We start from the raw sequence: 25,326 nt of genomic DNA, 5'->3' as shown, positions 1-25,326 counted from the left end.
ACTGCCCCATGAGGCAAGACCTGCCCTCACCCCCGCCCAACTCCTCCACCAGCCCCACCACGACACCACTGGGAAGCTCTTGCCTGGCCAGGTCAGTTTCGGAGTTGCAGGAGGAGTTCACTGCTCCGATCTTTCGTTACTTTCAGGCACTCATTGCCGTCATCTTGTTGGACAGGAGAAGAAGGTAGTAACCACGCGGTGCGACTGGCCAATCTCGAACGCCATTTCTCGAACGTGCATCTCACCGTTAGCCAATATCGCCGGGACGTCTGGCAGCTGGCGTTGACCCTCCTGGTGGTAGTAGTTCGGGTGCTCGCTCTTCGCAGGCCACTCACCTTCAGTCTGGATAGTACACTGGTCCGCAAATTCGGACGAACGATGTTGGGCTGGAGTTTTCATTTCAATTACGCCAGGAAACGCAATCTGGCCTCCTACATCTGGGGCCACGAGTGGATCATCATGGGAGTGCTCTTGTACGCCACACTGTTGCAGAAGTGGCCGTGTGTGCCGTTTATGGCGGGGTTAGTTGTACCAGACAGCTACCTTCCCGACGGGGTCAGCTCTCACAGCCGTGGGGAGATCGCTGCCGACATGGTCCGGCGGGTAAAGACCTTTTTGATACAGCCATTTGTCCTTGTCGTTGATGGTGCATTTGCCAAAGGGTCCCTTATGCGCACCTTTAGTGCCAAAGGGGTTACACTCATCAGCCGCCTGCAAAAGAACGCCGTCCTGGATGAGGCTCCCACCGCCCGACGCCCCCCCCGGGCGGGGCCGTCCCAGAGACTCTGGAGCACCTCTGCCGTCACTTCCGACTCTAGCCACCACCAGCAACGACTTTCACCAGTATCGTCTTCACCTTTATAGCAAACAACGGGTGCTGCGCATCAAACGAGTCTCCGCCCCATGGAAACCGGCCAGCCAGATGGTGCAGGTGCTGATCGTCTACTACCAGAAGGGAAAGAAACCTGCCTCCTTCTCAACCGACGGGTCGCTGTCGGTTGAGGACATCCTGACCCGGATCGCGGCGCGCTGCAGTCTGGAAACCCTCTTCCGCGACGCCAAAGAACATCTGGGGTTAGAGCAGTGGTAATGCCCGGTCAACGTAGCCGTGACCCGCTCAGTTCCCCTAACCTGTGTGGCAACCACACTGCTCATGCTCTGGAGTTACCAGGAGGCATTGCAGGCGTGGCCGGAATTCTGGGACCCGGTTCCTTGGTATCGCAAGAAGACCACACCCAGGATGGCCGACATGATTTAGCAACTCCGCTGCCGCACACGGGCGGCAACGATTTTCAGCATCTTATCGCAGGCCTCGGCAAACGCCGTAAAATCCAAAGCCATCCGGCAGCTATTGCGCCATGCGGCCTGAGCACGCGCTGTAGGAGAGACCATCAGAGACAGTAGAATTAAGCAACAATCGCTTCCAGTTCACCTTCTGTTGGTTCCATACAGCAGTGCAAGGCTGAGGTCTACTCTCATGCACTATGCCACGTGATTTGTGCAAAGCTAAAGTTTTGCTACCTCCATTAGTTTTGTTTGTGAAAATGATCTAGTAGTCAAACGATAGAAATAGATTCCGCTTGGCAAATCTTTGGCATAGAAGAGAACCGCGTGATCTCCTGCGTTTACTTCTCCATCCACCAGTGTTGCCACCTCACGCCCGAGCACATCAAAGACTTTCAAAGTTACATGTTCGCGTCGCAGAAGATAGAAACAAATCGTAGTCTGTGGATTGAAAGGATTGGGGTAATTCTGATACAGTAGAAATCTTTGCGGGATATTTTCGCGCTTGTCTTCAACCGAGGTTGGGTTTAGCGATTCAACCAGCAAGGGAGTCTCATCGATAACCACTCCGTTAGCCGAGACTATGACATCAGATGGATAAATTGGTGCATAGTTTGAGTCTAGTTCAATGACAAAATATTTCACACGTACCTGAGGAGTTGAGACAAAGGGCGTCAGATCAACTGCTACCTTTTGACCCCGTCGCACCAATCCTTGACTATCCACATCAAAGGGATCTTCATGCCAGAGTAAGAAGAAGTTCTTCCCCTGCTTTGTAATCTGATAGGCGAAGACATCTGCGCCGAGGTCAAGAATCTTCACCTGCTTGTCAGCACCGATCAGCACATCCATCAGTTGTCTTGCGGCGTAATAGACAGGTTTGCGCGCCTTACGCAGGTCCCCAGTCGCCCGATAAACCTGCGCATCGATCAGTCCGGCATCCCGCCATATTGCTCTTGGATGAATAACTGGTCCTATTCCTGGCTGGAGGGAAATGGCTTCTTGCCCCGAAGCCAGTGCCACGACCATCTTGCGCAGGCTCTGGCGCACTTCATCAGCGTGATAAAGTGTACGATTGGCGATGTGTTGGGGATGAGACGTATCCCTCAGGCTCTCCATGAAACCGGGTGGATAACGCGGAGGCAGGATATGAACGGGAGCGTCGTTATCCCGGGGGCACAACGTAGTGCGGGCAGCAGCAACCAGAAGGGGCTTGGTGTAACCGTTCTTGGCCATCTCCGTCTTCAGCCAGCGAACAAAGGGAAAAAGACCGGTGTAGTGATCGTTGAAGTTGATGGCGAATACATCGAAATGTTCACTGCCTAAGCGGAGACTGGTGGTGAGGAAATCGAGGTAATCGCCGCTTCGCGCGCGAAGAGTTACTTCGTCGGGATTGTCGTCGAAGATATTGCCGGGATTTGATCTCCCTCGGACGACCAAAATATTGGGATTTGCCCTCTTCGCTGCTTCATAAGTGACAGCGAGCATCCGGTCATACAGTTCCGGTGATCCGCCGTATGCCAGAAAATGGTCGGGGGCTTCAGGCTCATTCCCTAAATGAAGATACCGAAGAGCCGGACGGGTAATTCCAGGGGCATCATCTATGCCGTCGCTATCGTAGCGCTCCACAAGATTGAAAACGAAATCACTCCAAGCCTGATAGGCAGTCATCCCCCAAGTGGTGTCGCTGTTGGCGTCTTCCTTCGGTGGGCTCATGCCGAGGGGTCTTTCTATCTGTGAAGAAGGAACTACTGTAGCCCAGTCACTTCGACAGAGGATATCCAAATCAGCCATCCGCCCCGATTTGACAACAATTTGCATACGCTCATCTAGGGATGACCAGTCGTAAGAGTGAACCCCTCCTTGTGGAGGAGCAGGCTCAATTCTCTCCCAACCGATACCGAATCCCACAAGCCCAAAGTTGAGGCTATCTTCGTTAAGGAGCTCAAAGAACTGGGGCCAACCAGGGTCTTTACCACCGTAAGGGTCAATGCCGAAGAACTGTGGGGTGATCAAACTGCCCTGTGACTCTGTATAGGTACTCTCCTGCGCATCCGTTTGTCGAACGGCGGCAAAGAGCAACAACAAGATAAAAAAGATTCTTGAAAGTATTTGCTTCTCTTTCTTCATCGCATCACCATCATCTTTTTTTGTTGAACAAATGTTTCGGCGGTCAATCGGCATAAGTACACGCCACTTGACAAATCCTTCGCATTGAATACCACCGAATGCTCGCCTGCGCTTAACTCTTCATCCACCAGCGTTGTCACTTCTCTGCCGAGCACATCGAAGACTTTGAGCGTGACGTGCGAGCGCTGTGGAAGTGAGAAGCGGATTGGGGTTGTTGGGTTGAAGGGGTTGGGATAGTTCTGGTAAAGGTTGAACGAACTTGGAATTTTCTCAAATGTTCCACGGACCCCCGTGGTATTCTCATCCCGCCGCAGGATGATCCCACTCCTGGGCGCCAGGGTGATCTGGGTGACCAGGGAGCCGTCGTTGCCCGGATCCACCCCGCAGATGCGGCGCAGGGACGGGTCGAGGGCGATGGTGCCGCCCTGGTAGCTGTAGATGGCGGCACCGTGCTCGAAGTCGCGGCGGTAGACGCCGGGCACGCCGGGTACCTCGTAGCCGGGGCCGAGAGCCGCCCCCAGCCAGCCCAGGTAGTCGCCGCGGCCGCTGCCCGTGTACAGCGGGTGGTCCGCCGCGTAGCCGTAGGGATCCACGCTGTACTCGTCGAATCAGTCCTCGGGCTGGCCGGTCCACCCCGAGGGGTCCTCGTATAGCGCCAGAATGCGGGAGTCGTATGCCCCGGTGTGGCCGTAGAAGCCTTCCCCCAACACCAGGGTCAGGGCCAGGATGTGGCGGTGCTCGGCGAAGTTGTGCTCGTACAGTGCGTTGCGGTCCCGTTCCGTGACCAGCCCGTAGATGGGCTCGGCCAGGTTGCCCGGCGTGAAGAGGTCCAGGTACTGCCGAACCGCCTGGGGATACGATTCCTGGAAGCCGCCGTTGAAATCCTCGAAGTACCGACCGTTGTGGTACGGCCGCGGGAAGCCGGCGAGATGTCCATTAATGATGACATAGATGTCTCGGCCCATGGCGGCGGCAGCCTCTTTCAGCCGGCGGGCGTACTCCTCGTAGACCGTGGGCATACGCGCCTCAACGGAATCCAGATCGTCCACTTCCCCATCCAAGTTCAGGTCAAGATGGTAGACGGGATAGGCCAGGCGAAAGCCGTAGGGTTTCCAGTCCTCGTCGTCGGCATCCATGAGCACCCCGTCCACCAGCCAGGTCTCATCGGGCGCGCCCAGGGGATAGCGCGAGGTCGGCAGGATTTCCCGCACGTATTCCACCGCCGCATCGACCCAATCCACACCATCCACCACCGTTTCTTCGCAGCCGTCGGGATAGCCATCGAGGCAAAAGCGGTTCATGAGGAAGGCCGGTGAGCCGAAACTTTCTGAAGAGTGAGGGACGATGCCGGCGCGGCTGCCGGCGGGGTAACGCTGGGGTCGGCCGTAGATGGTGCGTCGCGGTACACCGTCCACCAGTTTCACCGCCACCGTGACCTCGCCCGTCTGGCCGTCCAGGCGCTGGATGGCCATGATCTCCACCGTGCCCCGGCCCGCACCAGCCTCGTTATCGAAGAAGCTGAGGTAGTACCAATCGTAGCGGTTCGCAGGACGCCAGTGGCTGAAGCCCAGCTCCTCCCCCCACGCATGCCCCAGTCGCGCCAGCGCTGCACGTCCTCGGGGCGGAACCGGAAGGTGAGCTGCGAGGTGCGCGTCACCGGCTCCTGCAGCTCAATCAGCGGCGTGTAGGCGAACCAGCGGGGGCTGAGGCGGTCAATGAACCAGCGCTCCGGGCTGTTCGTGCCGTAACCGAAATGCCAGGCCTCGATGTGCTGCAGGCCGCGATGGGCGAAGGTGGTCAGGTCCGGGTTGCGCTTCTTGGCTTCGTAAACGATCACCTGGGAGAGGGGGCTGCGGTCGGGGTTGCTGAGGTTGTAGGTCGTCTCAGACCAGGAACCGACGCCCTAGCGTAGGCCGAGATCGTAGCCCCCTTCCCGGCCGTCGGAGAAGATGGCGCCGGTGGTGACGGCGCCGTAGAGGCCGAGGGCCTCGTAGGCGGCCTCGTTTTCAGGGGCGCGGCTGAAAAAGTTAGCATGGAGGCGGGGATAGTGGAGGAGACTGGCGTTAGGGTGGGGGTGAGGCTTTACGTAGGCGTCAGCGAATGGTGACGCCGGTGGGTGGCCACCAGAAGCAGGTAGACGCGATGTTACCTCCCCTGGTGTTCGACAAGACCGTGGAGCGATCAGACTGTCCTGCGATCCCACACACGTGCCGGACACCATGCACAATGCAATTGCGAACAGTACAGACAACCTCTTCATTTTATCATCTCCATTTTTCTTTGTTGAACAAAACTACCTGCTTGCAAGCGGTAGAAATACACACCGCTCGGCAGACCTTTAGCATCATAGACAACTGAATGTTCACCTGCGTTAAGTTCGCCATTTGCCAATGCCGCCACTTCTTTGCCAAGGACATCGAAGACTTTCAGCGTTACCTGCGAGCGCTGCGGAAGGGAAAAGCGAATGGTGGTTGTTGGATTGAATGGGTTGGGGTAGTTCTGCTGCAAACTATATCCTGCAATTGGTGAAGAGGAGCTGCTTGTTCCTGTCGCAGCAGAACAGTACGAGAGCCATGTTGCCAGAGCAGGACGGTCGTTGCCAAGGGAGTCGCGCAGTGCGACACTCTTAAATATCTGGCTCCTCTCCAGAACTTGTGCAGCGTGGGGTTGAGGTAAATACTTGAAGGGCATGAGAGATATTCGTAACTTTTGGGCCGTTTCGCAGTACCCAGAGCTACGAAGAGGTCTCTCATGCCGATGGAAAAGATAGTAAAGTGGACTTGGGGAATCAAGGATCATTTTGTCGCAAGCGTCACTGGTGGCCTGAAGGGACTGACCACACACCTTGAGCACCCCCGGCAAGCATAGGGTATGTCCGCGTTGTGGCCGCCGCCCCCGGTGCGGGACCGACTGTCCCGCGGAGCCAGGGAAAAAGCCCCCCGAGCAAGACCTCCGGGAGGTTGTCCAGCCACACTGGCTTCCTGCCGCATCCACTCCTCGGCCCTGCGAGAACCACCCGGGGGTCGGCCCGCGCGGACGCCACCCGCGCTGCTTGCGCAGGACCCCGCCGCGTACCGACAACCTCAAGAGCAGTGCCGCGTGCGGCCTGTTCTTTTGCAGCATAGCGAGTCTTTGCTGCACTGAGGCGTACAACCCTGCACTTCACTCACGGAATGCGGCCACCCCGCAGCATTGGACGGCTCAGAAACAGCCAGCAAGAAGGCGCCACCTGGCCGCATGGGTGATGAAAACATCTTCTCCAAGGCCCCCTTCAGGCAAGGAGGGCAAGGACAAAGCAGAGCAATGTCAGCGTCGCGGTAGCTGCCGCCGCAAGCTGCAGTCGCAACGAGCTGCCGCGCCGTTCGCCATACCCGAGGAGCTGGGCAAGGAGAAACCCACTTGCAAAGCCCACCAGGTGGGCAACATTGTTCACGCCAGGCATCAGAAAGCCCATGGCCAGCAGTACCACTGCCCAGAGCAAGAGCTGGCGGGACAAGAGTGACCCCATGAGTCCCCCATGCATGCGGCCGTAACTGATCAGCGCGCCCATGAGCCCAAAGATGGCGCCCGAAGCGCCTATGGTGAAGCCCACGCCCAACAGTCCGGAGAAAAGCATGCCTGCGGCCCCGGAGAGCGTGAAGATGAGCAACAGGCGCGGCGTGCCGAAAAGCTCCTCGACAGCGGGCCCCAACTGCCGGATCCACAGCACGTTGAAAAGCAGGTGCAGGAGGTTGCCATGCAGATAGATCGCAGTGATGAGCGTCCACCACCTCCCGGCAAAGAGCGCCGCCGCGCCGGTCATGCCCAGACGCGCCAGACTCCGCATGCTCGGCGCCAGCAGCCCGGTCACGCCATGCGGCTGCGCCACCGCGCGCAGGTCGAGCAGCAGGCTCACCACGTAGAGCACCACGCACAGCGCCACCAGCATCGGCACGGCCCGCACCCCTCGGCCACCCAGTCGACGCACCACGGAGTGGAAGCCCAACTTTCCCGGCCGGCTATAGCCGCAGTGGATACAGACCTCGGCCTCGGCGCTCACCAGCTTGCCACATGCGGGGCAGAGGATTGCATGTCTTTCGCCGTGCTTAGCCACTGTCCTCCTGGCATTTTGTGCCCTCAGTTGCGGGAGAGGGGCGGCAGCTGCGCCACCACTACCTGGCGGTCGCCCTTGCTGCCCGCGCTCAGGCAGTAGGTCTGCTCAGGCGCGAAGAACCATCGGCAGACCCCCCAGCGACTCTGCGCCTTCCGCACCCATTGCACGCGAGCCGTGGGCCTCACGCGGAAGATGGTCAGGCGGGAAAGCTCAAAGCCATAAACGAGCCGAGACAGCAGCCACCCGGCCACCGCAGCCGTGGCTCGCAGTCTGGCAGCACGCTCGCGGTGCAAGCTATCCACCTCCAGTTCGCATCTGCGGGTCTTCCTTCAGCTCCTTGGCAATATAGGAAATCGTGGCGAAGAATGCAAGGCAAAATGTGGTTCTCCTTACAAGGCTAAGGAACAAGCTGTTGTAAAACCGGAAAATTGCCTTGCATTTGAAGGCGAATTTCCCTATATTACAAGCAAACAGAAGAGCCTACAACAGAAAGGAGGTCGGGCGCTGAATGCCGAAAGTGCGAGTCCGCGAGGGCGAGAGTTTTGAGAAAGCCCTAAAGAGATTCACCAAGGCTTGCGAGAAGGCTGGGCTGATGGCAGATATCAAGAAGCACCAGCACTTCGAGAAGCCAAGCGAGAGGCGCAAGCGCAAACTCAACGCGGCCAAGCGTAAACAGCGCAAGCTGATGCTCATGGAAAACCGCTGAAATGAAGCCTCACCTCGCCTTGCCGCCGACTTTAGCGGCGCCAAGGCGGGGTCTTTTTCGGCGGGACTTTCCGCGGGAGGCCAATGACTGGCGGCCAAAGCGGAGGGGGCGCACCATCAGAAAGCGACATCGAGAGGAGTATCTCCTTGAGCCTGCAGCAAAGACTCCTTGACGACATGAAGGCGGCACTGAAAGCCGGGCAGAAAGAGCGTCTGGCAGCCATCCGCCTCCTGCGCGCGCAATTGAAAGATGCTGACATAGCCAAGGGAGGTGGCCTGTCGCCGGAGGAGGAACTGCAGGTCCTCAGCAGCGCCGTGAAGAAGCAGAAGGAGTCAATTGAGGCCTTTGCCGCGGCGGGGAGGAAAGACCTCCTGCAACGCGAAGAAGAACAGTTGGCGGTGATTCAGTCGTACATGCCCAAGCAGCTCTCCGCCGAAGAGATCGACCAGGAGCTGGCAGCCATTATCTCCCAGTTAGGAGCTGCGGGCATGAAAGACTTGGGCAGGGTCATGGCGGAAGCCATGCGACGGTTACGGGGCCGCGCCGACGGCAAGCTGGTTCAGGAGCTGGCACGGCGCCGGTTGAGTTAGCCGCACCCGCGGCGGGCATGGAGAGTGAACACGCGGAGCTCTGGCGGCGTCGTAGTTCACTCTTCTCTTTCTGGGCGCGCCGGAGGGGAGGAGGTGGGCAGTCATGAACTACTTTGACATCACCATCCTGACCATCATCTTGATCTTCATCTTCGTGGGGTGGCGCAAGGGTCTCTTGGCAGAGGTGGTGGGCTTGATCGGCATCGCCGCGGCGCTGGTGATGGCGGTGCGCTTCGGTCCGGACGCGGGTCGCGTCTTTGCCAGACGATTCCACCTGCCCGAGCTCCTTGCTGTCTTTGCTGGCTTCGCCTTAGTCTTCGGCGGGGTGTGGATGTTTTTCCACATCTTCAAGAGCGCCCTGGAGAAGGTGCTCTCGCCTATGGCCATCAAGTGGTTGGATAAGCTCGGCGGGCTCCTCTTAGGAGTCGTGGAAGGAGTAGTGGTCGCCAGCATCCTCATCTTCCTCTTTTCGCTCACGCCCTTGGCACCTGCGGTGGAACAAGACATCGAACGTTCGCAGCTTTATCATCCCACAGAACGCGTGGCCCCGGCGCTCTTCGACGCTGCCCGCCGCATGTTTCCCATAGAGAGGACCTTTGCCCAGCTGAAGGGCACCATGGTGGAAAGGATCGAGCGGACAGGGGCCACTTCCGTAGTCGAGCAGGCAAAGCAGCCGTTCCAGTCAGCACCCTCGCCGGCAAAGAAACGCCCGACGCGGTCCACGAGCTCTGGGGGTGGCGAGCGCGGACGCCCCTGACCATTCTTGTCGCCTATGCTCTCCGACAAAGTCCGCACTCTGCTTGAGTATGACAAGGTCCTCAATCACCTCAGCGCACTGAGCATCTGCGAGTTAGGGCGCGAGCGTATTCAAGGCTTGCGCCCGTTTCTTACCCGCGACCGGGCGCAGCACGCACTGAGCTTAGTGAGCGAAGTACGCGGCCTCCTGGAAACCGACACGACCCTTCCACTGGCAGGGCTGCAGGACATCCGCGTGCAACTGCGCAAGGCCGCTGTCGTCGGCAGCATGCTGAGCGCCGAAGAGTGCGTGCGCGTGCTCAGGACTCTGGAGGTCATCAGGCGCCTCCGCGACTTTCACAAGGCGCGTGCTGGCCGCTATCCCCTCCTTGAGGAGCTGCTCGCCGGATTGGGGGACTTTCGCCAGATCGAAGCGGAGCTGCGGCGCTGCATCGATCCGCAGACAGCCTCCATTCGCGACGTTGCCAGTCCTGAGCTGGCCCGCCTCAGGCGGGAAATCGTCCGCCAACAGGAGCGGGCTCGGCAGCTCCTCGAACAGGTGCTGCGGCGCGTCGCTGCCCAAGGGGCACTGCAAGAACAGGGGAGCACCCTGCGCGACGGCCGGCTCGTGCTGGTGGTCAGGGAGGAGCTACGCAGCAGAGTGAAGGGGTTTGTCCACGGGCGTTCCGCCAGCGGCGCCAGCCTGTTCATTGAACCGATCGAGACGTTCGAGGTGAACAACCTGGTCCGTGAGCTCCGCCTAAAGGAGGCAGAAGAGGAAGAGAAAGTCCTGCGTCGTCTCACCGCCCTGGTGGGCAGCCGCGCCGAAGACCTCCTGCGCGACATGGATACCTTAGCCGAGTTGGACTTTGTCAATGCGAAGGCGCTCTTTTCGCAGAGACTGCAGGCAAGCCAGCCTGCCCTCAACGAGCGCGGCATAGTGCGCATCCAGCAGGGAAGGCACCCCCTTCTCGTCCTGAAGCAGGGGCACCAGGAGGTCGTCCCCCTGGACCTCACCCTCGGCGAGCAGTTCACCACCCTGGTCATCAGCGGGCCCAATGCCGGCGGCAAGACCGTGGCGCTCAAGACTGTCGGCCTGCTTACGCTTATGGCGCAGAGCGGACTGCACGTCCCGGCGAGCCCGGACTCGGACTTTGCGCTGTTTTCGTCCTTTTTTGCCGACATCGGCGACGAGCAGTCCATCGAGCAGGACTTGTCGACGTTTTCCTCCCATGTGGCCAACATCCGGGCAATTGTGCAAGAGGCCGATTCGTCGAGCCTGGTGCTCATCGATGAAATCGGGGCAGGCACCGATCCGGAAGAAGGGGTGGCGCTGGCGATGAGCGTCCTTGAGCTGCTCACCAGGCGAGGCTGTCGGACGGTAGTGACTACCCACCATGGCGCCCTGAAGGCATTTGCCTTCCGCACGCCTGGCGTGGCAAACGGCTCCATGGAATTTGACCCGGAGACGTTGCGCCCCACCTACCGCTTTCGCGTAGGGATACCGGGTTCCAGCTACGCCTTCCAGATCGCCCATCGCTTGGGGCTGCCCGCCGAGGTGCTGGAGCGCGCCAGAGAGCTGGTTGGACCGCAGAAGAACACCGTAGAGGGGCTAATCGCCGAGCTGGAAGAGACATTGCTGCGGTACCGGAGGCTGCTGGCAGGGGTCGAGGCGAAGGACCGGCAATTGACCGCCTTGCTGAGCGACTACCGGCAGCGGAGTACCGACCTTGCCCGCCAGACGGGCGCGCTGCAGAAAGAGGCAGCCGAGCGAGCCGAGCAAGTGCTCCGGCGCGCCAACGCGGCCGTCGAGCAGGCCATTCGTGAGATTCGCGAGCAGCAGGCCTCTCGGGAGGCCATTCACGCGGCCAAGGACATCATCGCCGCGCAACGAGCGGAGGTGGAAGAGTTGGCGGCGCAGGCGGCCGAGCCCCTCCCGGAGCCCCCTGCCCGGCTGGAAACCGCGCCAGGCCCCATTCGCAAGGGCGACACGGTGCTCTGGAATCGCTACGGCACCATGGGCGTGGTTGCTTCGCAAGCAGACGACAGCGGAAAGGTACTGCTGCGGGCCGGTAGTCTCTCCACATGGGTTCATCTCGACGAGCTCACCAAAGTTGCCGACAAGCCGGGGCCCAATAGGGGAGGCGTCACCTATCAGGTGACCAGTCCCGCCTCGGCCGGCGATGAGATCGACCTGCGCGGCCTAAGTAGCCAGGAAGCGATCGAACAGTTAGGCAAGTTTTTGGACACCGCGGCGCTCACCGGCCTGCACAGTGTAAGAGTGATCCATGGCAAAGGCACGGGCACGCTGCGCAAGAACGTCGGCGAGTACCTGCGCACCCACCCGCTCATCAAGGAAATGCGGCTCGGGGCTTGGAACGAAGGTGGCAGCGGCGTGACCATCGCAGAACTGAGGACGGAGTCATGACAAGCAGGCTCTCCGATTTGGCGCAAGCAGCGGCAGAGGTGGCAAGGATCGGCGCTACCACACTCAAACGCTATCTCGGCCAGGCCACCATCGCCCAGGCAACTGCCAAGCGACCTTTTGATTTCGTCTCGGCTGCCGACTGCGCGTCCGAACAGGCGATGGCCGCGTTCATCACCAAGCACTTTCCGGCTGACACAATCTATGCCGAGGAGGAAACCCGGCAAGAAGCCGGAGACGGCAATCGTTGGATTATCGACCCCCTGGACGGGACCACCAATTTCCTGCACGGCTACCCGATGTTTTCGGTGTCGGTGGCTATTGAACGGGCCGGCCAGGTGATCGCAGGCGCCATCGTCGATCCGGTGCGAGAGGAGTTGTTCCTTGGCGAGCGTGGCCGCGGGGCCTATCTTAACGGTGCGCCAATTCGCGTCTCATCCATCAGTGACCCGGCGCGCTGCCTTCTGGCCACGGGATTCCCTTTCCGCGCCAAGCACCTCTTGGAGCTCTACCTCCGCTCCTTTTCGGCGCTCTTCGAGCGAGTCAGCGGCATCAGGCGAGCCGGCTCAGCCGCGCTGGACCTGGCCTATGTGGCCTGCGGGCGTTGCGAGGGATTCTGGGAGCTGGGCCTGTCGCCCTGGGACATTGCCGCAGGAGAGCTGCTCATCGAAGAAGCCGGAGGACGGGTGACTGACTTTGCCGGCGCCCCTTCGGCCGGGTGGAAGGGCAACGTCGTCGCTTCCAATGGACACATCCATCCGCTCATGATGGAGGTAATCACCGCGGTTTTTGGTAGAAAGAACTCCGGGTAATCTACCTGTGCACCCACGTCGCCTTGTGACAGTCGTGCTGCTCCTCTGCCTGCTCGCCACGCTGACCTATTACGGCTACCGCGCCTACCCGGAAGTGCGGCTGGTCGACTGCCTGCGTGACCCGGAGCGCTTCGACGGCGTGTCGATCACGGTGGGCACCGAGGCGACGGTGGGGCAAATCCTCGAGGATGGATTCGTGGTCCGGCAGATGGGCCGGCTCGTGCGCGTACAGGGCGATCCCGGAGACGCGCGAGTGGGCGACTTTGTGCGCTTGCAGGCTCAGTTCCACAAGGATGGGCACTTGACCCTGCAGCGCCTCTATGTGGCGAAAAAGCGTCGTGCGAAGCTGGCTATCTCCCTACTGCCCGCACTGCTGGTTGCCGTCCTTGTTGTCCGCAGCTACCGGTTCGACCGCAAACGGCTCTGCTTTGTGGAGAGAAGACAATGCCAGACCTGACGACCCATTTGGCCTTCACGCACTTGGTGAGTCGCCCGGTTCGCCTGGGCAGCGCACGCGTGCCATTGTACGTGGGCGCGCTGCTTCCCGATCTGCTGACGCGACCGCTTTACATCCTGCATCCACCCGCCTACTACGTCGTGTACAGCCTGCACACGCCGGTGGCTACCTCCGTTGTTATCCTCCTGTTTGCTGAGCTGTGCGCAGAAGAGATTCGACGCCGTGTCATGGCGGGCCTCTTCGCAGGGGTAACGCTGCATTTCGCCCTGGACCTTCTCCAGCGACAGTTGGGGAGCGGCTACTACTGTCTCTTCCCTTTCAGTTGGAAGAGCTTTGCCCTTGGCCTCTTCTGGCCGGAGGAATCCCTGCGCGCAGTGCCTTTTCTGCTCACTGCCGTGGCGGCAACAGAAGCGGGCCTCTTTCTTTGGAGGAAGCTCCGGCACCAACCGGAAGGAACTGGCCATGAGTCCTCTTAGCAGAGCGCCTCTCGGGCGCCGCGCGGGTGGGCTTTTGGCATTGGCCTGCCTGGCAATGGCACTACTTCCCGGGTGCGTGGCGTTCAACGTCCGGATACGCACAGTGGTTGACGAGCGAACAGCCTGTCTGCGGCAGATCGACTACGCAGGTCCGGCCTGGCAACATTTCTTGATGCCCACGGGCGAGCCTTGGGAAGTGAGCCGCACCGACTCGGGGGCGACGGTGCGGGCTCTCCTCAAGAACCCCAACGCAATTGGCACGGATTTCGTCTTCGACGCCAGCCAGCACGTGGCCGACGGCGAGTGGTTGGAGTTTGCCGCCGAAAGGCGCGTCCTCGAAGCCAAGGCGCAGGCCCTGCGTGTCACCAATCGGGTTGCTTTTCGCAGGACTTTTCTCCTGGTCATGTACCGCTATCACTACCGCGAGGAGCTGCACACCCATCGCATCCCCGACTTTCTCCGCTACCAGTACCTGGGGAGGCGGTTTTCGGCCAGTACAAGGGCTGACTCTGCCGACCTTGCCAGGGAAGCCCTCAGGCTTGCGGCGAGAACCTTTCCTGATTGTCAACTCACCTGTGCCGTGCGCCTCCCAGGGACGATTTCTTCGACCAATGCCGATTGGGTGGAAGGACAAATCGCCGTGTGGGACGTCTCGCCCTTGGAGTTTCGCGAAGGACAAGCCGTGAAGGTAATGGAGGTGACCACGCGTCGCTATCTGTGGCCGAACATCGCAGCCATCGCTCTCATCGCCTTGGCGGTGCTCGTGAGGGTAGTTGTGGTGCAGGTGCGACGGTACCGTCGCCTCCACCGCGATCCCCTCTGGAGGATACGCTCTTAGGGCTTTTCTCCACCTGGGGAGAGCAATGCCTTTGCAAGCAGGCCGCTGGCACGTCCCGGCAAGTCACCACATGAACCGATGGCGTTTCGGGTCTTTCAGCAAGTCGTCCACCAATGAAACCATCTCAAGAAAGGAGAAGACCTCCATGCACGCGCTGTTCCGCCGACTACTGCTTAGCTCATGGGTGGTGGCAATTCTCTTTCTTGGCATCCAAGGAGGATACGGGGGACCATGGGCAGATAGGGCATACCGTCCTCAGAAGACCCAGTATGTTCCTGGCGAATTGATTGTCAAGTTGAAACCGGGCGCAGCCCCTGTGCTGCTCAGCGATGGCCTGGCGACGGGTGCGCCTGCCGTGGACCAGCAGCTGGCGCGCATTGGCGTGCAGAGGGTCGAGCAGCTCCTCAAAGGCCTGAAGCATGCGCCGAACGGCGGCGAGCGCATCTATCGCGTTTCCTTTGCCGCGCCGCGTGACCCCGAGGAGGTGGCTGCCGAGCTGCGCACGAGCCCCTACTTGGAGTATGCCGATCCGGTAGCTGTCCACTTCATCGAGGAGACCCCCAACGACCCGCGCTTCGGCGAGCAGTGGTACCTGCCGAAGATCAAGGCACCCCAAGCCTGGGATGTGGCCAAGGGCGATAGCAGCGTAGTTATTGCCATTGTCGACAACGGCGTCGACTACCAGCATCCCGACCTGGCGCAAAATCTGTGGGTCAATTGGAGGGAGGCGCGTGGTTTAGCCGGCGTCGACGACGACGGCAACGGCTATGTTGACGACGTCTACGGCTACGACATCGCCGAGCAGGACCCCGATCCCACCAACTGCCCTCCAGACGCCGAAGGCTACTACGACCACGGCACCCTGCTCGCCGGGGTAGCCTGCGCGGTGACCAATAACGGGGTCGGTATTGCCGGCACCAGTTGGGGGTGTCGCTATATGCCTGTTAAGACAAGCTACGACAGCAGCCCCCGCTCTGTGTCGTTTGGCTACCAGGGCATCCTCTATGCGGCGCGCACCGGGGCGCGGATCATCAACTGCAGTTGGGGCCGCTTTGGCCAGCCCATGGCCAGCGAGCAAGATATCATCAACACGGCCACCGCGATGGGTGCAGTGGTGGTAGCCTCGGCTGGCAACACGGTCACCGACGAGCTGCACTACCCGAGCGCCTACCGCAACGTGCTCAGCGTCACCTGGCTGAGCTCAGGAGACCAGCGCATCGCGGTCTATCAGAGTGGCGAGTGGGTGGGAAGTACACACGGCCCGGCCGTGGACGTGGCAGCTCCGGGCTTGAATATCTCTTCAACCGTTCCGCGCAGCGCGGGCAGCTACGGCTTGGCTTCGGGCAGTTCTTTGGCCTCGCCCATAGCTTCCGGTACCTGCGGCCTGCTAGTCACCCAGCACCCTGAGTGGTCACCACTGCGCATCATGCAGCAGGTGGTCCTCACCGCCGACAATGTCGACAGGGTCAACCCGGGATTTGAGGGGCAGTTGGGCAGCGGCAGAGTCAATGCTCTTCGCGCCGTGACCGAGGCGGAGCCTGTGCAGCTACCGCCAAAAATACACACCGACACCCTCATAGTCCGCGAGGCCGGCGGCGACGGCGACGGAGTGTTCGAGCACGGGGAGCTCATTTACATCACCGGCCGCATCCGCAACTACTCGGTGACGGTGGCAAACAACGCCTCGTTGGTGCTGAGCAGTGCCGATACCTCATTTGATTTCCCTACCCCACGCGTATTCGTAGGTACGGTGGACGCAGACGCGGACCTGGAGCTGTCCACCCCCCTGGTGGCACGCGTGCGTCCCAACGCGCAAGGGCACACTGCCACTTTGCTCCTCGGTATCGAGTACGAGGGTGGAGCCACGTCCTTCGACTCGGTGCACGTGCTTGTCGGAGTGACGCCCGTGCTGGTGGTGGATGACACCAAAGATCGCCAGGGGAGCCCGGCGAATAGCGCGGTGAACCCGGCAGAGTTTTACACGCAGCTTCTGGCCAACATAGCCGTTCCGTACGGCGTGTGGGACCACGGCCTTCTGGGCACTCCACCGGAAAGTTTCCTCAGCCAGTTCCCGATCGTGATCTGGGTGTGCGAATGGTCATTCCCTTATCTCACCTCGATCGATATGGCTGCCCTCCGCAGCTTTCTGGAGGCAGGCGGCAGCCTGTTCATTACCGGCCAGGACCTGGCCTACAGCTTAGCTGACGCCAGCAGCCCATGGTACAGTGCCGAAGGCATCACCTTTCTGGAGCAATTCCTCCACGCCCGCTACGTCGCCGACGATAGCCACCAACTGCAGGTGGTTGGTGTGACCGGCGACCCGATTGGCCACGGGTTAGCGTTTTCCATCTACCAGCCGGGCCGACAGGCTGATGAGCAATATCCTGAGGTGCTGGAGCCCATAGGAGGTGGCCTTCCGGTTTTCCAGTACAAGACGGGAGGCGTGGGGGCCGTCCGCTACCAGGGTGACTACCGGAGTCTCTACTTTGGCTTCGGCCTCGAGGCAGTGGATGCCACGTTCACAACGGTGCCAACTTCCTATTCGGCCCTGCGCCACACCGTGATGGCCCGCGCGCTTGAGTGGCTCACCCCGGTGCAGCACACCCCGTTGTCGGACATTGAGGATCCGACGGCAACGCGAGTGGTGAGCCTGCGTATGCAGCGGCTTTTCCCCGGACTCTCGCGCGTTGAGCTCCATTGGCGGAAGGCCGGGCAGGAGACGTTCAACGTCATCGACATGCAGCAGGTGGCGCGCGGAGACTACCAGGCGGCAATCCCTGCTCCGGGCGACACGGCAACGGTGGAGTATTTCTTTTCGGTGGGCACTGCCTACTACAGCATGCACCTTCCCTTCCAGGCGCCCACTGCGCTGTACCGATACAGCGTGGCGCAAGATCGCATCCCGCCGACCATCACCCATCAGCCGCTGCGGCGCCTGTTCAACGCGGCGGACACCGCATGGGTGCAGGCGGTGCTCACGGACAATTTGGGCATCGACACGACTCAGGCGTGCGTCTACTACGGGGTGAAAACCCTAAACCACAAGAGCAACCTTCTACCCACCGCGGTGCCTCATCTTTGGCGCGCGCCACTGCTGCCCATCGCCACCTACGGCGACACGGTGCACTACACTCTTCTGGTGCGCGACCGCTCCGCTGCCGGCAACGCCGCCGTCTCGGATACCTTTGCCCTGGTGGTCGGCTATGAGGACTTTGAAAGTGGTCTGGCCGACTGGGAGAGCTCCGGCTCCTGGGGATTGGATGACTTTTACGCACACTCAGGAAGTCTGAGTGCCAACCAGAGTCCCGGCCAAAACTACCCGACCAACTATGAGGGTAGCCTGTCCATGGCCTTCGGCGCAGACCTGTCGCAGACCACCGGCGCCGCGCTCTATTTCTGGACAAAATACTACATCGAACTCAACAAGGACTTTGGCTATGTAGAGGTCTCCACTGACGGCGGGCACACCTGGATGCAGCTGGGAAACCCCCTGACCGGTGTGCGTACCTCCTGGGTGGAAGAGTACCGTTCTTTGCGCCCGTTCACGGGGCCCGGTCGCAGTGACGTACGGGTCCGGTTCCGCTTCGTGAGCGATGCGGCACAGGGACCGCTCTTCCGCGGCTGGTTCATCGACGACGTGCGCATAGTGACCGGGCCGACGGTGAAGGTGGAGGAAACGCCTGCGGCTGCGAAAGCACCTAGCGCCTACGCCCTCTACCAAAATCACCCCAATCCCTTTAATCCGGCCACCGAGATCCGCTTCTCGTTGCCAGAGGCAGCGGTTGCCAAAGTGCAGGTATTCAGTCTTCTGGGACGGCGAGTTGCCACCGTCATCGACACCTTCCTGCCAGCAGGGGAACACAAGTGCCAATGGCAGGCGGTGGACGATGCGGGTCAGCGTCTGCCCAGTGGCCTGTACCTGTACCGCTTAGAGACGCCCCGCTACCAGGCTACCCGGAAGATGATCCTGTTGCAGTAGCGCTCAACACACCACGACCGCCGAAGGAGCAGAAATGCGTCGCACGAAAAGCCTTTTTGTGATGGTGCTCACCGTACTAATGACCTGGACAAGCTTACTTTTGGGTGCAGCACGTCAACTGGTGAGAGTCTATGTAGCCGAGGAGGACGCTCTGAGGCTCAAAGCCTTTGCTACCTTGGCGCCGGATATTGCTGGTCGCGCCAGGGACGGCAGCTACGTAGAGGTGATTGCCACCGCCGAACAACGCGCGGCTTTTGCCCGCTTGGGCTTGAAGATGGAAACCCTAATCCCAGACCTGGAGGCCTTGGATAGGGAGTGGCGCACCCAGGGCTACCTTGACCGTTTTCACAACTACGAGCGCCTGGTGGCGGAACTCAACGCCGCTATGAGCCACTACCCCGACCTAGTGCGGGTCATTGACATCGGCGACTCCTGGGAAAAGACGCAGGGAAAGGCCGACCGCGACATCTGGGCAGTAAAGATCTCCGACAATGTGGCAGAACAGGAGGAGGAGCCAGAGGTGCTGATCATGGGGTGCCATCATGCCCGGGAAATTATCACCCCGGAAATCGTCCTCTACTTCATGAACTACCTCCTCACCAACTACGGCACCGACCCGTACGTGACTTACCTTGTCAACAATCGCCAAATCTGGTTGGTGCCGCTGGTCAACCCCGATGGGCACGCCTATGTCTTCACCACCGACCGCTGGTGGCGCAAGAATAGAAGGAACAATGGCGACGGCTCCTTTGGCGTTGACCTGAACCGCAACTACGGGTACATGTGGGGCTATGACAACCAGGGCTCGAGTCCGGTGCCCTCGGACGCGACTTACCGTGGGCCGGCTGCCTTTTCGGAGCCGGAGGTGCAGGCCATCCGTGACCTTTGCCTGCAGCATCGCTTCAGGATCTCGGTCTCGTATCACAGCTATGGCCAGCTGTTTCTTTATCCCTGGGGCTACGTGAAGCAGAACACCCCGGACCAGACGATATTCAGGGCGTTGGCTGATAGCTGCGTAGCCTACAACCACTACACTCCCGGCAATGCCGCTTCGGGCACGATCTACATTACCAACGGCGACTCTGACGACTGGCTCTACGGCGAGCAGACGGCCAAGGAGAAAATTTTTGCCTTCACCCCCGAGGTTGGCGTGCAGTTCCATCCCGACACTTCCAGAATTACGCAGGAGATCCTGGAAAACCTTGGCCCCAACCTCTACGTGTGCTATGCGGTGGGCGAAGAGCCGATCATCGCGCACACGCCCCTGCAGGATACGGAGGACGATGTCGGGCCCTACTCGGTGAGTGTGCGGGTCTCCCCGGCCATCCCCTTGAGTTCCGCCGCAGCCTCTCCCATCCGCAGCGATGCGGTGTGGCTGTACTTCACCGTGGACACCGGAGCTGGCTTCGACTCGCTGGCCATGCTCCCTCAAGCAGAGCAAGGGCTGTACGCGGCTCAGCTGCCAGGCCTTGGCCCGGACGTCACCATTTCCTACTACCTTTCTGCACAGGATGGCAATGGGCGTGTGGGCAGGGCGCCTCGCCCTGCACCAGTGGCGCTCTACTCCTTCAGCGTGCGGCCCGACACTGTGCCACCGAGCATTAGCCACACCCCAATCCAGGAAAAGTCGGTATTCGACCACTCTTTTCCGGTGATTGCCGAAGTGAGGGACAATGCGGGGATTGCGGCCGTGTGGGTGCAATTCCGGCGGAATGGAGGCCCTCTTGATTCGCTCCGTCTGACCACCACTGGCCTGCCTGACCAATATCGCGGGGAGATCGATGCCCAGCAGAGCGCGGAAGGCGATGTGTGGGAGTACCGCATCGTCGCCGTAGACGCCTCCCGGCGCGCAAATCGGGCCATGCTGCCCGCAGCAGGCTTTTTCTCCTTCAGGGTGACCGGGGACTTGGTATTCGACTTTGAGGGCGAAGGGCACTTCACCCCCTCTGCAGGGAGCGATTGGCAGTGGGGCCGCCCGACCAGCGGCCCCCGCCAGGCCCACTCCGGACTGCACCTGTGGGCAACCAACCTGGCCGGAAATTACAGCAACTACTCCAATTCGCGCCTGGACACCCCGCCAGTCCAGCTCCCGCCCACTCTGCGCACAGCCTCCCTGAGATTTTGGCACTGGTACGAGTTCGAGTACTCCGACGCGCTCTGGGACGGCGGCAATATCAAGATCTCTGTCGATGGCGGACCTTTCGCCTTGGCGTACCCTGAAGACGGATACGACAATGTCGTCAATCCTTACAATGCCACGCTGGGCGGAGAGCCTGCCTTCGGCGGTCCGTCGGGTACTGGCGACTCTTGGCACGAGGAAACTGTGGACCTCACGCCCTTCATCGGTCATACGGTGCAGATACGCTTCCACTTCGGCTCGGACTCGGATGTCAACATGGCCGGCTGGTACATCGACGACGTCAGGTTCGCACTGGTCAGCGCGACTTCAGTGGCGAATGAACCGGTAGGGGCACCGGTAGCTTTTGGGCTTTCAGAGGCCTACCCAAATCCGTTCAATCCGGCCACCACCATCCTTGCCGCCGTGCCGCGGCAGAGTCGAGTGCGCCTGAAAGTGGTAAACATGTTGGGCCAATCTGTACGGCTTCTCTACGATGGCGACCTCCCCGCAGGCCATCACGAGATGCGATGGGACGGCAACACAGAATCGGGAGCTTCTGCGCCCACTGGCATCTACCTTCTCCACCTAGAGACGCAGGGCTTTCGGGCAGTGCGCAAGGTGGTCAAGCTGCAGTGACAGAGGTAGCAAGAGGATGCCCTACGCGAGTGGCACTTGTATCGTGGGAAAAATCGCTTGCTATTTGGCCGGTATTTGCGTACCTTACAGGCCCGGAAACAGTTCCGTCCGTCCTGGCGTCGGAAGTGCGGGAGCAATAACTCTGAGGGACCTACCATGAAGCGAAGAGTTGCCTTTGCAGCGCTGGCGGGGACTGTGAGCGTCCTTCTGCTCGTCGACCTCCACGCCGCACCAACTCCCCAATGGCACGCCGACTATGTGCAGGGGTTGCAGGCCGCGCAAGAAGGGCGCCTACAAGAGGCGGTGCAGCTTTTCCAGCAAGCCCTCAAGGTTCGTGCCAAGGACAGTGCCAAACAGCGCGCCCAGGGCACGACTTTCATCGAGTACTATCCGCACAGGGAGTTAGGGATTTGCTACTACTACCTGGGCGACTTGGAGAACGCGCGCCGCGAGTTGAACATCTCTCTGTCGCAAGCCCCCACCCCTCGCGCGCGGCGTTTCCTTGACCTGGTCAATCGTGGCCAAGCACCGCCCAAGGGCGAAGTGCCCCCCTTTGACGAACAACCACCCCCGCTGGGCAAAGAGCCGCCTGCCAAGCCCACAGAACGCGAGCCGACCGGACCCACGGCAGTAGGGGAACGGCTGAGCATTGCGGTTCTGCCATTCGCCAGCAAAGGGATCGGCCGCGAGCTCGGTCAAATCGACCTTCTCGACAAGGTGATCACCGAGCTGGTCAACCTCAACCGCTTCAAGGTCATTGAGCGGGCGCAATTGGAGAAGATCCTTGCCGAACAGCAATTGGGCATGTCGGGCGTGCTGGATGCCTCCACCGCTGCCCAGATCGGCAAGGGGATCGGCGTAGACGCCGTCATGATCGGCAGCATCACCCAGGGCGGCAACTCGGTGACTATCGACGCACGACTCATCGACACCGAGACGGCCACCATCATTTCAGCCAAGGACGCTTTCGTCACCGGCATCAGCCTGCAGAGCCTGTCGCAGATGATCAGCGAGCTGGCTGGCAAGTTCCGGGACGACTTTCCGCTGGCAAACGGCTATGTCATCGGCATCGATGGCAGCCGCGTCACGCTCGACCTTAGCTCAAGCAGCGGCTTGAAAAAGGGGCGCAAGTGCATCATCTACCGGGAAGGGGCACCCATCGTGCATCCGGTCTCAGGCAAGGTGATCGGCAGGATGATCGACGAGCTCTGCGAGGTGCAGGTCACCGATGTGTTCGAGTCCTATAGCCTTGCTACGGTCACCAAGACCAAGGCCGGGGCGCCGGCGCTGCGTGACCGGGTCATCACCAAGTAGGCAGAAATACCCGTTTAGCTGACACGGGCGGCAAGAACCGCCCACGCTGCGCAACGCTTCACTTCCAAAGGAGGGTCACCTATGAGACGCACGACCACTGTCCTGCTTGTCCTGGCGCTTTTTGTCCTGTCCGGCCAGGCCCTGGCCCAAGCCCGTCGCGGCCAGATTGAGTTGTTCGCGGGGGGAGCAATCCCTCTCGCACCGGATGAATTCAAGGACTATTTCAAGGTAGGCTACAGCCTGCACGGCCAGTACGTCATGTTCCCCTCGGAGCGGCTGGGCGTGACCTTTGGTGCCGCCTATGAACTGTTCTCCTTCAACGGCGACAAGTTCTTGGACGAGCTGCAGACGACGATCGGTCCGTACCGGGACTATTTCGACGTGACCGGGAACGGACACATCGTCGAGCTCGCCGTTGGCCTGCGGCCCTACCTCACGCCGGCAACTGCGCACACCCAGTTCTTCCTGCTTGGCCAGGGCACGTACAACATGCTCGGCACCGAAATGACCGTCAAGATAGACATCCCGGGCTACTACTCCGAAAAGGAGACGTACAAGGATGATGAGAACAAGTTCGGCATTGCGGCGGGCGCCGGCTTCGAGACACCCCTCTCGGAGAGCATGAACTTGATCATCCAGGGCCTCTATCGCCACATTTTTACTAAGGATGAGGCCACTACCTTTGTCGGTATTACCGCCGGCATCGTGTTCTGACGGCCAACTGCCGAACATACGAGAGGCCGGCTGCCCTCAGCAGTCGGCCTCTTGCTTTTGACTAGGAACCGCGTAGCGTCACTGCAGTTGAAAGACCAGACCCAAGCCCAGCAGCAGGTAGTCGAGGCGCTTGGCAGGATAAGGGTAGGGGTATTCGAACAGCTGCGCGCCGGCTTCGTAGCCCACCATGCCCCGGAGTTCGCCACTGAACACAGTGGTGTACGCAAGGCTCAGGCGCAGCTGCGCAAGCTCAGGCACGAGCTGGACAATGAAGCCCCCACCGAACTCAACGCCGAAGCGCAGCTTCCACTTGAAGCGGAACTCCTCGCGGGCGATGGGTGTGTCCTGCCCACCTCGGCCCACATCGACGGCCCGTCCAGAGTAGAGGTAGAGCCCGCCTCCGCCATGCGCAAAAGGCCGCACCGTAGACTCGCTCCAGGGATCAATCTCCACGCCAGTGCCCAAAGAGAAAACGTCGTGTCGGAAACCGGCGATAGTCCCTGCTGAGGTAAAGGTCTTTTCCTTCTCGCCAAACGAGGCAATGGCACAGGTCGTGCGCAGGTAAACCGGTCCGAGCGGGTGCAGGTAGAGTGCCTGCAACCAGAAGCCTGGCTGCGCCCCCTGCGCCACCGGGTCGTCATGCGGCGGTCTGGCGAAACTGGCCGTCGGCAGACCCACTCCGGCCTGGCCTCCTGCCAGCTGGCAGTGCACCGGGGCGGTTGCACCGAGCAAGAGCAAAAGGCATCCGACAAGCGCGCCCCAGACTCTACGCGGCGATTGCATCTTCCTCACGTGCTCTCTTCCGTTCTGCTGATGGGTCAGGCGACACAGCCCCCTTCAGCTCACCGCCAGCGGCGCAGCCTGTGCCTCTTCGGCCGGAGATGGCTTTCCCAAATAGGTCTTGACCTTCTCCTTACCCATGAGGACGCGCAGCGCCCCGTCGCGGAGGGCGGTCATCTCGTTCTCTCCAGGGTAGACGGTCACCCCGACGTTGAGCGCCGCAATGCGTTGCTTGATGCGCTCTACAAAGGGCTGGCACCGGGCGAGCCCTCCGGTCAGCAACACCTGGTCAACCGGCTCTCCTTCAAAGGCGGGCAGAAGAGAGGTGATCCACCGCGCCACCTGGTAGGCCATCGCCTCGAACACTGCCACAAACTCAGGCTCGCCGGCCAGCACGCGTCGCTCCACCTCGCGAAAGTCCGAGGTTCCCACCAGGTCGATGAGCCCACCCCGGCCTTTGTTCTTCAGCTTCATCTCTTTCAGCGTGTACTTTCCCGAGTAGCAAAGCTGAATGAGCTGGCCAACGGGAAGTGACCCACTCCGCTCCGGGGTGAATGGGCCTTCGCCATCCAGCGCGTTGTTGACCTCGGCATAGCGCCCCTTGAAGTGCGCTCCAATGCTAATGCCGCCTCCAAGGTGGGCGACGATGACGTTGATCTCGCGATAGAAGCGGCCCGTCTCCTCTGCATAGCGCTTGGCCGTGGCGATCTGGCTTAGCGCGTGCGAGATGATTTTGCGCCGCAACTCCTTCAGGCCGGTGATCTTGTAGATCTCGCTCACCTCGTCCACCACCACCGGGTCGACAATGTAGGCCAGAATCCCCAGCTCTTCGGCGATCTCGGCGGCAATGAGTCCGCCGAGGTTCGAGGCATGACTGCCCTGTACGCAGGCGCGCAGGTCCTGCTTCATGCACTCGTTGACCAGAAAGGTGCCGCTGGGCACTGGCCAGATCAGACCCCCCCTTCCCACTACGGCGTCCAGGCGGCTGATGTCAATCTGCTTGGCTTGCAGTTCCGAGAGAATAACTCTCTTGCGGAAATCGTACTGCTCGGTGATTTCCTCAAACGGCGCCAGTTCCTCGGCGCTGTGTTTTATCTCCCCAGCGTAGACCTCGATGTCCCCTTCAAAGTAAGCGACCTTTGTCGAAGTGGACCCGGGATTGATGGCCAGGATGCGGTAGCCGGGAAAGAAGCGGTCACGCGGGGTCGCCTGCCACTTGCCGGACTTGAGCAGCATGA

Annotated in this window: 23 protein-coding genes; 14 read left to right on the top strand and 9 right to left on the bottom strand. The window is 60.6% G+C overall.

From position 1 onward, the window contains the following. The first annotated feature begins 198 nt into the window (after window positions 1-198). Window positions 199-864, top strand: coding sequence for a transposase (locus NUW13_13095; protein MCR4439952.1), 666 nt, complete (start codon window positions 199-201; stop codon window positions 862-864). Window positions 865-874: 10 nt separating this feature from the next. Continuing rightward, window positions 875-1,090: a hypothetical protein gene (locus NUW13_13090; GenBank protein MCR4439951.1), complete on the top strand. Its 216-nt coding sequence runs from the start codon at window positions 875-877 to the stop codon at window positions 1,088-1,090. Between the two features lie 416 nt (window positions 1,091-1,506). On the opposite strand, the gene NUW13_13085 is transcribed toward NUW13_13090, so the two are convergent. The 7 genes from NUW13_13085 to NUW13_13055 form a co-directional block, all read right to left on the bottom strand. After that, window positions 1,507-3,414, bottom strand: coding sequence for a T9SS type A sorting domain-containing protein (locus NUW13_13085; protein MCR4439950.1), 1,908 nt, complete (start codon window positions 3,412-3,414; stop codon window positions 1,507-1,509). After that, entirely contained in the window at window positions 3,411-4,007 is a 597-nt protein-coding gene (locus NUW13_13080) for a T9SS type A sorting domain-containing protein (GenBank protein MCR4439949.1), read from the bottom strand. The genes NUW13_13085 and NUW13_13080 overlap by 4 nt, the downstream gene beginning before the upstream one ends. A gap of 15 nt (window positions 4,008-4,022) precedes the next feature. Then, the gene (locus tag NUW13_13075) at window positions 4,023-4,886 is read right to left on the bottom strand and encodes a hypothetical protein (protein ID MCR4439948.1); all 864 of its coding nucleotides are present in this window, start codon (window positions 4,884-4,886) and stop codon (window positions 4,023-4,025) included. Further along, a complete protein-coding gene (locus NUW13_13070; GenBank protein ID MCR4439947.1) occupies window positions 4,835-5,251 on the bottom strand; it encodes a hypothetical protein in 417 nt (138 codons plus the stop codon). The genes NUW13_13075 and NUW13_13070 overlap by 52 nt, the downstream gene beginning before the upstream one ends. Window positions 5,252-5,670: 419 nt before the next feature. Then, on the bottom strand, window positions 5,671-6,105 hold the full coding sequence (locus tag NUW13_13065) for a T9SS type A sorting domain-containing protein (protein MCR4439946.1): 435 nt from the start codon (window positions 6,103-6,105) through the stop codon (window positions 5,671-5,673). 580 nt (window positions 6,106-6,685) lie between these two features. After that, on the bottom strand, window positions 6,686-7,507 hold the full coding sequence (locus tag NUW13_13060) for a rhomboid family intramembrane serine protease (protein ID MCR4439945.1): 822 nt from the start codon (window positions 7,505-7,507) through the stop codon (window positions 6,686-6,688). Between the two features lie 23 nt (window positions 7,508-7,530). Beyond that, complete coding sequence (locus tag NUW13_13055) at window positions 7,531-7,800, bottom strand: hypothetical protein (GenBank protein MCR4439944.1); 270 nt, start codon at window positions 7,798-7,800, stop codon at window positions 7,531-7,533. Between the two features lie 215 nt (window positions 7,801-8,015). Here NUW13_13055 and rpsU point away from each other — a divergent pair, with 215 nt between their 5' ends. The 12 genes from rpsU (at window position 8,016) to NUW13_12995 (ending at window position 23,308) form a co-directional block, all read left to right on the top strand. Then, window positions 8,016-8,213, top strand: coding sequence for a 30S ribosomal protein S21 (rpsU, locus tag NUW13_13050; protein MCR4439943.1), 198 nt, complete (start codon window positions 8,016-8,018; stop codon window positions 8,211-8,213). An 83-nt stretch (window positions 8,214-8,296) separates the two neighbouring features. Further along, the gene (locus NUW13_13045) at window positions 8,297-8,803 is read left to right on the top strand and encodes a GatB/YqeY domain-containing protein (GenBank protein MCR4439942.1); all 507 of its coding nucleotides are present in this window, start codon (window positions 8,297-8,299) and stop codon (window positions 8,801-8,803) included. Between the two features lie 103 nt (window positions 8,804-8,906). Then, entirely contained in the window at window positions 8,907-9,560 is a 654-nt protein-coding gene (locus tag NUW13_13040) for a CvpA family protein (GenBank protein MCR4439941.1), read from the top strand. Between the two features lie 15 nt (window positions 9,561-9,575). Continuing rightward, window positions 9,576-11,966 (top strand): endonuclease MutS2, encoded by a 2,391-nt coding sequence (locus NUW13_13035; GenBank protein MCR4439940.1) that lies wholly within the window; start codon window positions 9,576-9,578, stop codon window positions 11,964-11,966. After that, entirely contained in the window at window positions 11,963-12,775 is an 813-nt protein-coding gene (locus NUW13_13030; protein MCR4439939.1) for an inositol monophosphatase, read from the top strand. The genes NUW13_13035 and NUW13_13030 overlap by 4 nt, the downstream gene beginning before the upstream one ends. A 7-nt stretch (window positions 12,776-12,782) precedes the next feature. Next, complete coding sequence (locus NUW13_13025) at window positions 12,783-13,232, top strand: hypothetical protein (GenBank protein MCR4439938.1); 450 nt, start codon at window positions 12,783-12,785, stop codon at window positions 13,230-13,232. Next, the gene (locus tag NUW13_13020) at window positions 13,220-13,708 is read left to right on the top strand and encodes a hypothetical protein (GenBank protein MCR4439937.1); all 489 of its coding nucleotides are present in this window, start codon (window positions 13,220-13,222) and stop codon (window positions 13,706-13,708) included. Before NUW13_13025 ends, NUW13_13020 begins: the two co-directional genes overlap by 13 nt. Next, window positions 13,695-14,546, top strand: coding sequence for a hypothetical protein (locus tag NUW13_13015; GenBank protein ID MCR4439936.1), 852 nt, complete (start codon window positions 13,695-13,697; stop codon window positions 14,544-14,546). Before NUW13_13020 ends, NUW13_13015 begins: the two co-directional genes overlap by 14 nt. Before the next feature lie 145 nt (window positions 14,547-14,691). Beyond that, window positions 14,692-18,525: a S8 family serine peptidase gene (locus tag NUW13_13010; GenBank protein MCR4439935.1), complete on the top strand. Its 3,834-nt coding sequence runs from the start codon at window positions 14,692-14,694 to the stop codon at window positions 18,523-18,525. 34 nt (window positions 18,526-18,559) lie between these two features. Next, window positions 18,560-21,280: a M14 family zinc carboxypeptidase gene (locus tag NUW13_13005; protein ID MCR4439934.1), complete on the top strand. Its 2,721-nt coding sequence runs from the start codon at window positions 18,560-18,562 to the stop codon at window positions 21,278-21,280. Window positions 21,281-21,436: 156 nt separating this feature from the next. After that, entirely contained in the window at window positions 21,437-22,594 is a 1,158-nt protein-coding gene (locus NUW13_13000) for a FlgO family outer membrane protein (GenBank protein MCR4439933.1), read from the top strand. A gap of 81 nt (window positions 22,595-22,675) precedes the next feature. After that, the gene (locus NUW13_12995; protein MCR4439932.1) at window positions 22,676-23,308 is read left to right on the top strand and encodes a hypothetical protein; all 633 of its coding nucleotides are present in this window, start codon (window positions 22,676-22,678) and stop codon (window positions 23,306-23,308) included. Between the two features lie 78 nt (window positions 23,309-23,386). Here NUW13_12995 and NUW13_12990 read toward each other — a convergent pair whose 3' ends face one another. Both NUW13_12990 and buk read right to left on the bottom strand, forming a co-directional pair. Then, window positions 23,387-24,100, bottom strand: a complete 714-nt coding sequence (locus tag NUW13_12990) for a hypothetical protein (GenBank protein MCR4439931.1) — start codon at window positions 24,098-24,100, stop codon at window positions 23,387-23,389. Window positions 24,101-24,145: 45 nt separating this feature from the next. Next, window positions 24,146-25,324, bottom strand: coding sequence for a butyrate kinase (buk, locus tag NUW13_12985; GenBank protein ID MCR4439930.1), 1,179 nt, complete (start codon window positions 25,322-25,324; stop codon window positions 24,146-24,148). Window positions 25,325-25,326 lie beyond the last annotated feature (2 nt).

The organism is candidate division KSB1 bacterium (assembly GCA_024655945.1).
Taxonomy (GTDB): Bacteria; Zhuqueibacterota; Zhuqueibacteria; order JANLFK01; family Oleimicrobiaceae; genus Oleimicrobium.
The sequence above is the reverse complement of the archived record's forward strand: the minus strand, read 5'-3'. Positions and strand labels throughout refer to the sequence as shown.

What these genes read in the sequence shown, in the direction of transcription:
- NUW13_13065 (MCR4439946.1), bottom strand. Translation starts at nt 6,105, where the DNA reads ATGCCCTTCAAGTATTTACCTCAACCCCACGCTGCACAAGTTCTGGAG.
- NUW13_13075 (MCR4439948.1), bottom strand. Translation starts at nt 4,886, where the DNA reads ATGGCCATCCAGCGCCTGGACGGCCAGACGGGCGAGGTCACGGTGGCG.
- buk (MCR4439930.1), bottom strand. Translation starts at nt 25,324, where the DNA reads ATGCTGCTCAAGTCCGGCAAGTGGCAGGCGACCCCGCGTGACCGCTTC.
- NUW13_13010 (MCR4439935.1), top strand. Translation starts at nt 14,692, where the DNA reads ATGCACGCGCTGTTCCGCCGACTACTGCTTAGCTCATGGGTGGTGGCA.
- NUW13_13045 (MCR4439942.1), top strand. Translation starts at nt 8,297, where the DNA reads ATGACTGGCGGCCAAAGCGGAGGGGGCGCACCATCAGAAAGCGACATC.
- NUW13_12995 (MCR4439932.1), top strand. Translation starts at nt 22,676, where the DNA reads ATGAGACGCACGACCACTGTCCTGCTTGTCCTGGCGCTTTTTGTCCTG.
- NUW13_13015 (MCR4439936.1), top strand. Translation starts at nt 13,695, where the DNA reads ATGAGTCCTCTTAGCAGAGCGCCTCTCGGGCGCCGCGCGGGTGGGCTT.
- NUW13_13005 (MCR4439934.1), top strand. Translation starts at nt 18,560, where the DNA reads ATGCGTCGCACGAAAAGCCTTTTTGTGATGGTGCTCACCGTACTAATG.
- NUW13_13085 (MCR4439950.1), bottom strand. Translation starts at nt 3,414, where the DNA reads ATGAAGAAAGAGAAGCAAATACTTTCAAGAATCTTTTTTATCTTGTTG.
- rpsU (MCR4439943.1), top strand. Translation starts at nt 8,016, where the DNA reads ATGCCGAAAGTGCGAGTCCGCGAGGGCGAGAGTTTTGAGAAAGCCCTA.
- NUW13_13020 (MCR4439937.1), top strand. Translation starts at nt 13,220, where the DNA reads ATGCCAGACCTGACGACCCATTTGGCCTTCACGCACTTGGTGAGTCGC.
- NUW13_13030 (MCR4439939.1), top strand. Translation starts at nt 11,963, where the DNA reads ATGACAAGCAGGCTCTCCGATTTGGCGCAAGCAGCGGCAGAGGTGGCA.
- NUW13_13035 (MCR4439940.1), top strand. Translation starts at nt 9,576, where the DNA reads ATGCTCTCCGACAAAGTCCGCACTCTGCTTGAGTATGACAAGGTCCTC.
- NUW13_13040 (MCR4439941.1), top strand. Translation starts at nt 8,907, where the DNA reads ATGAACTACTTTGACATCACCATCCTGACCATCATCTTGATCTTCATC.
- NUW13_13000 (MCR4439933.1), top strand. Translation starts at nt 21,437, where the DNA reads ATGAAGCGAAGAGTTGCCTTTGCAGCGCTGGCGGGGACTGTGAGCGTC.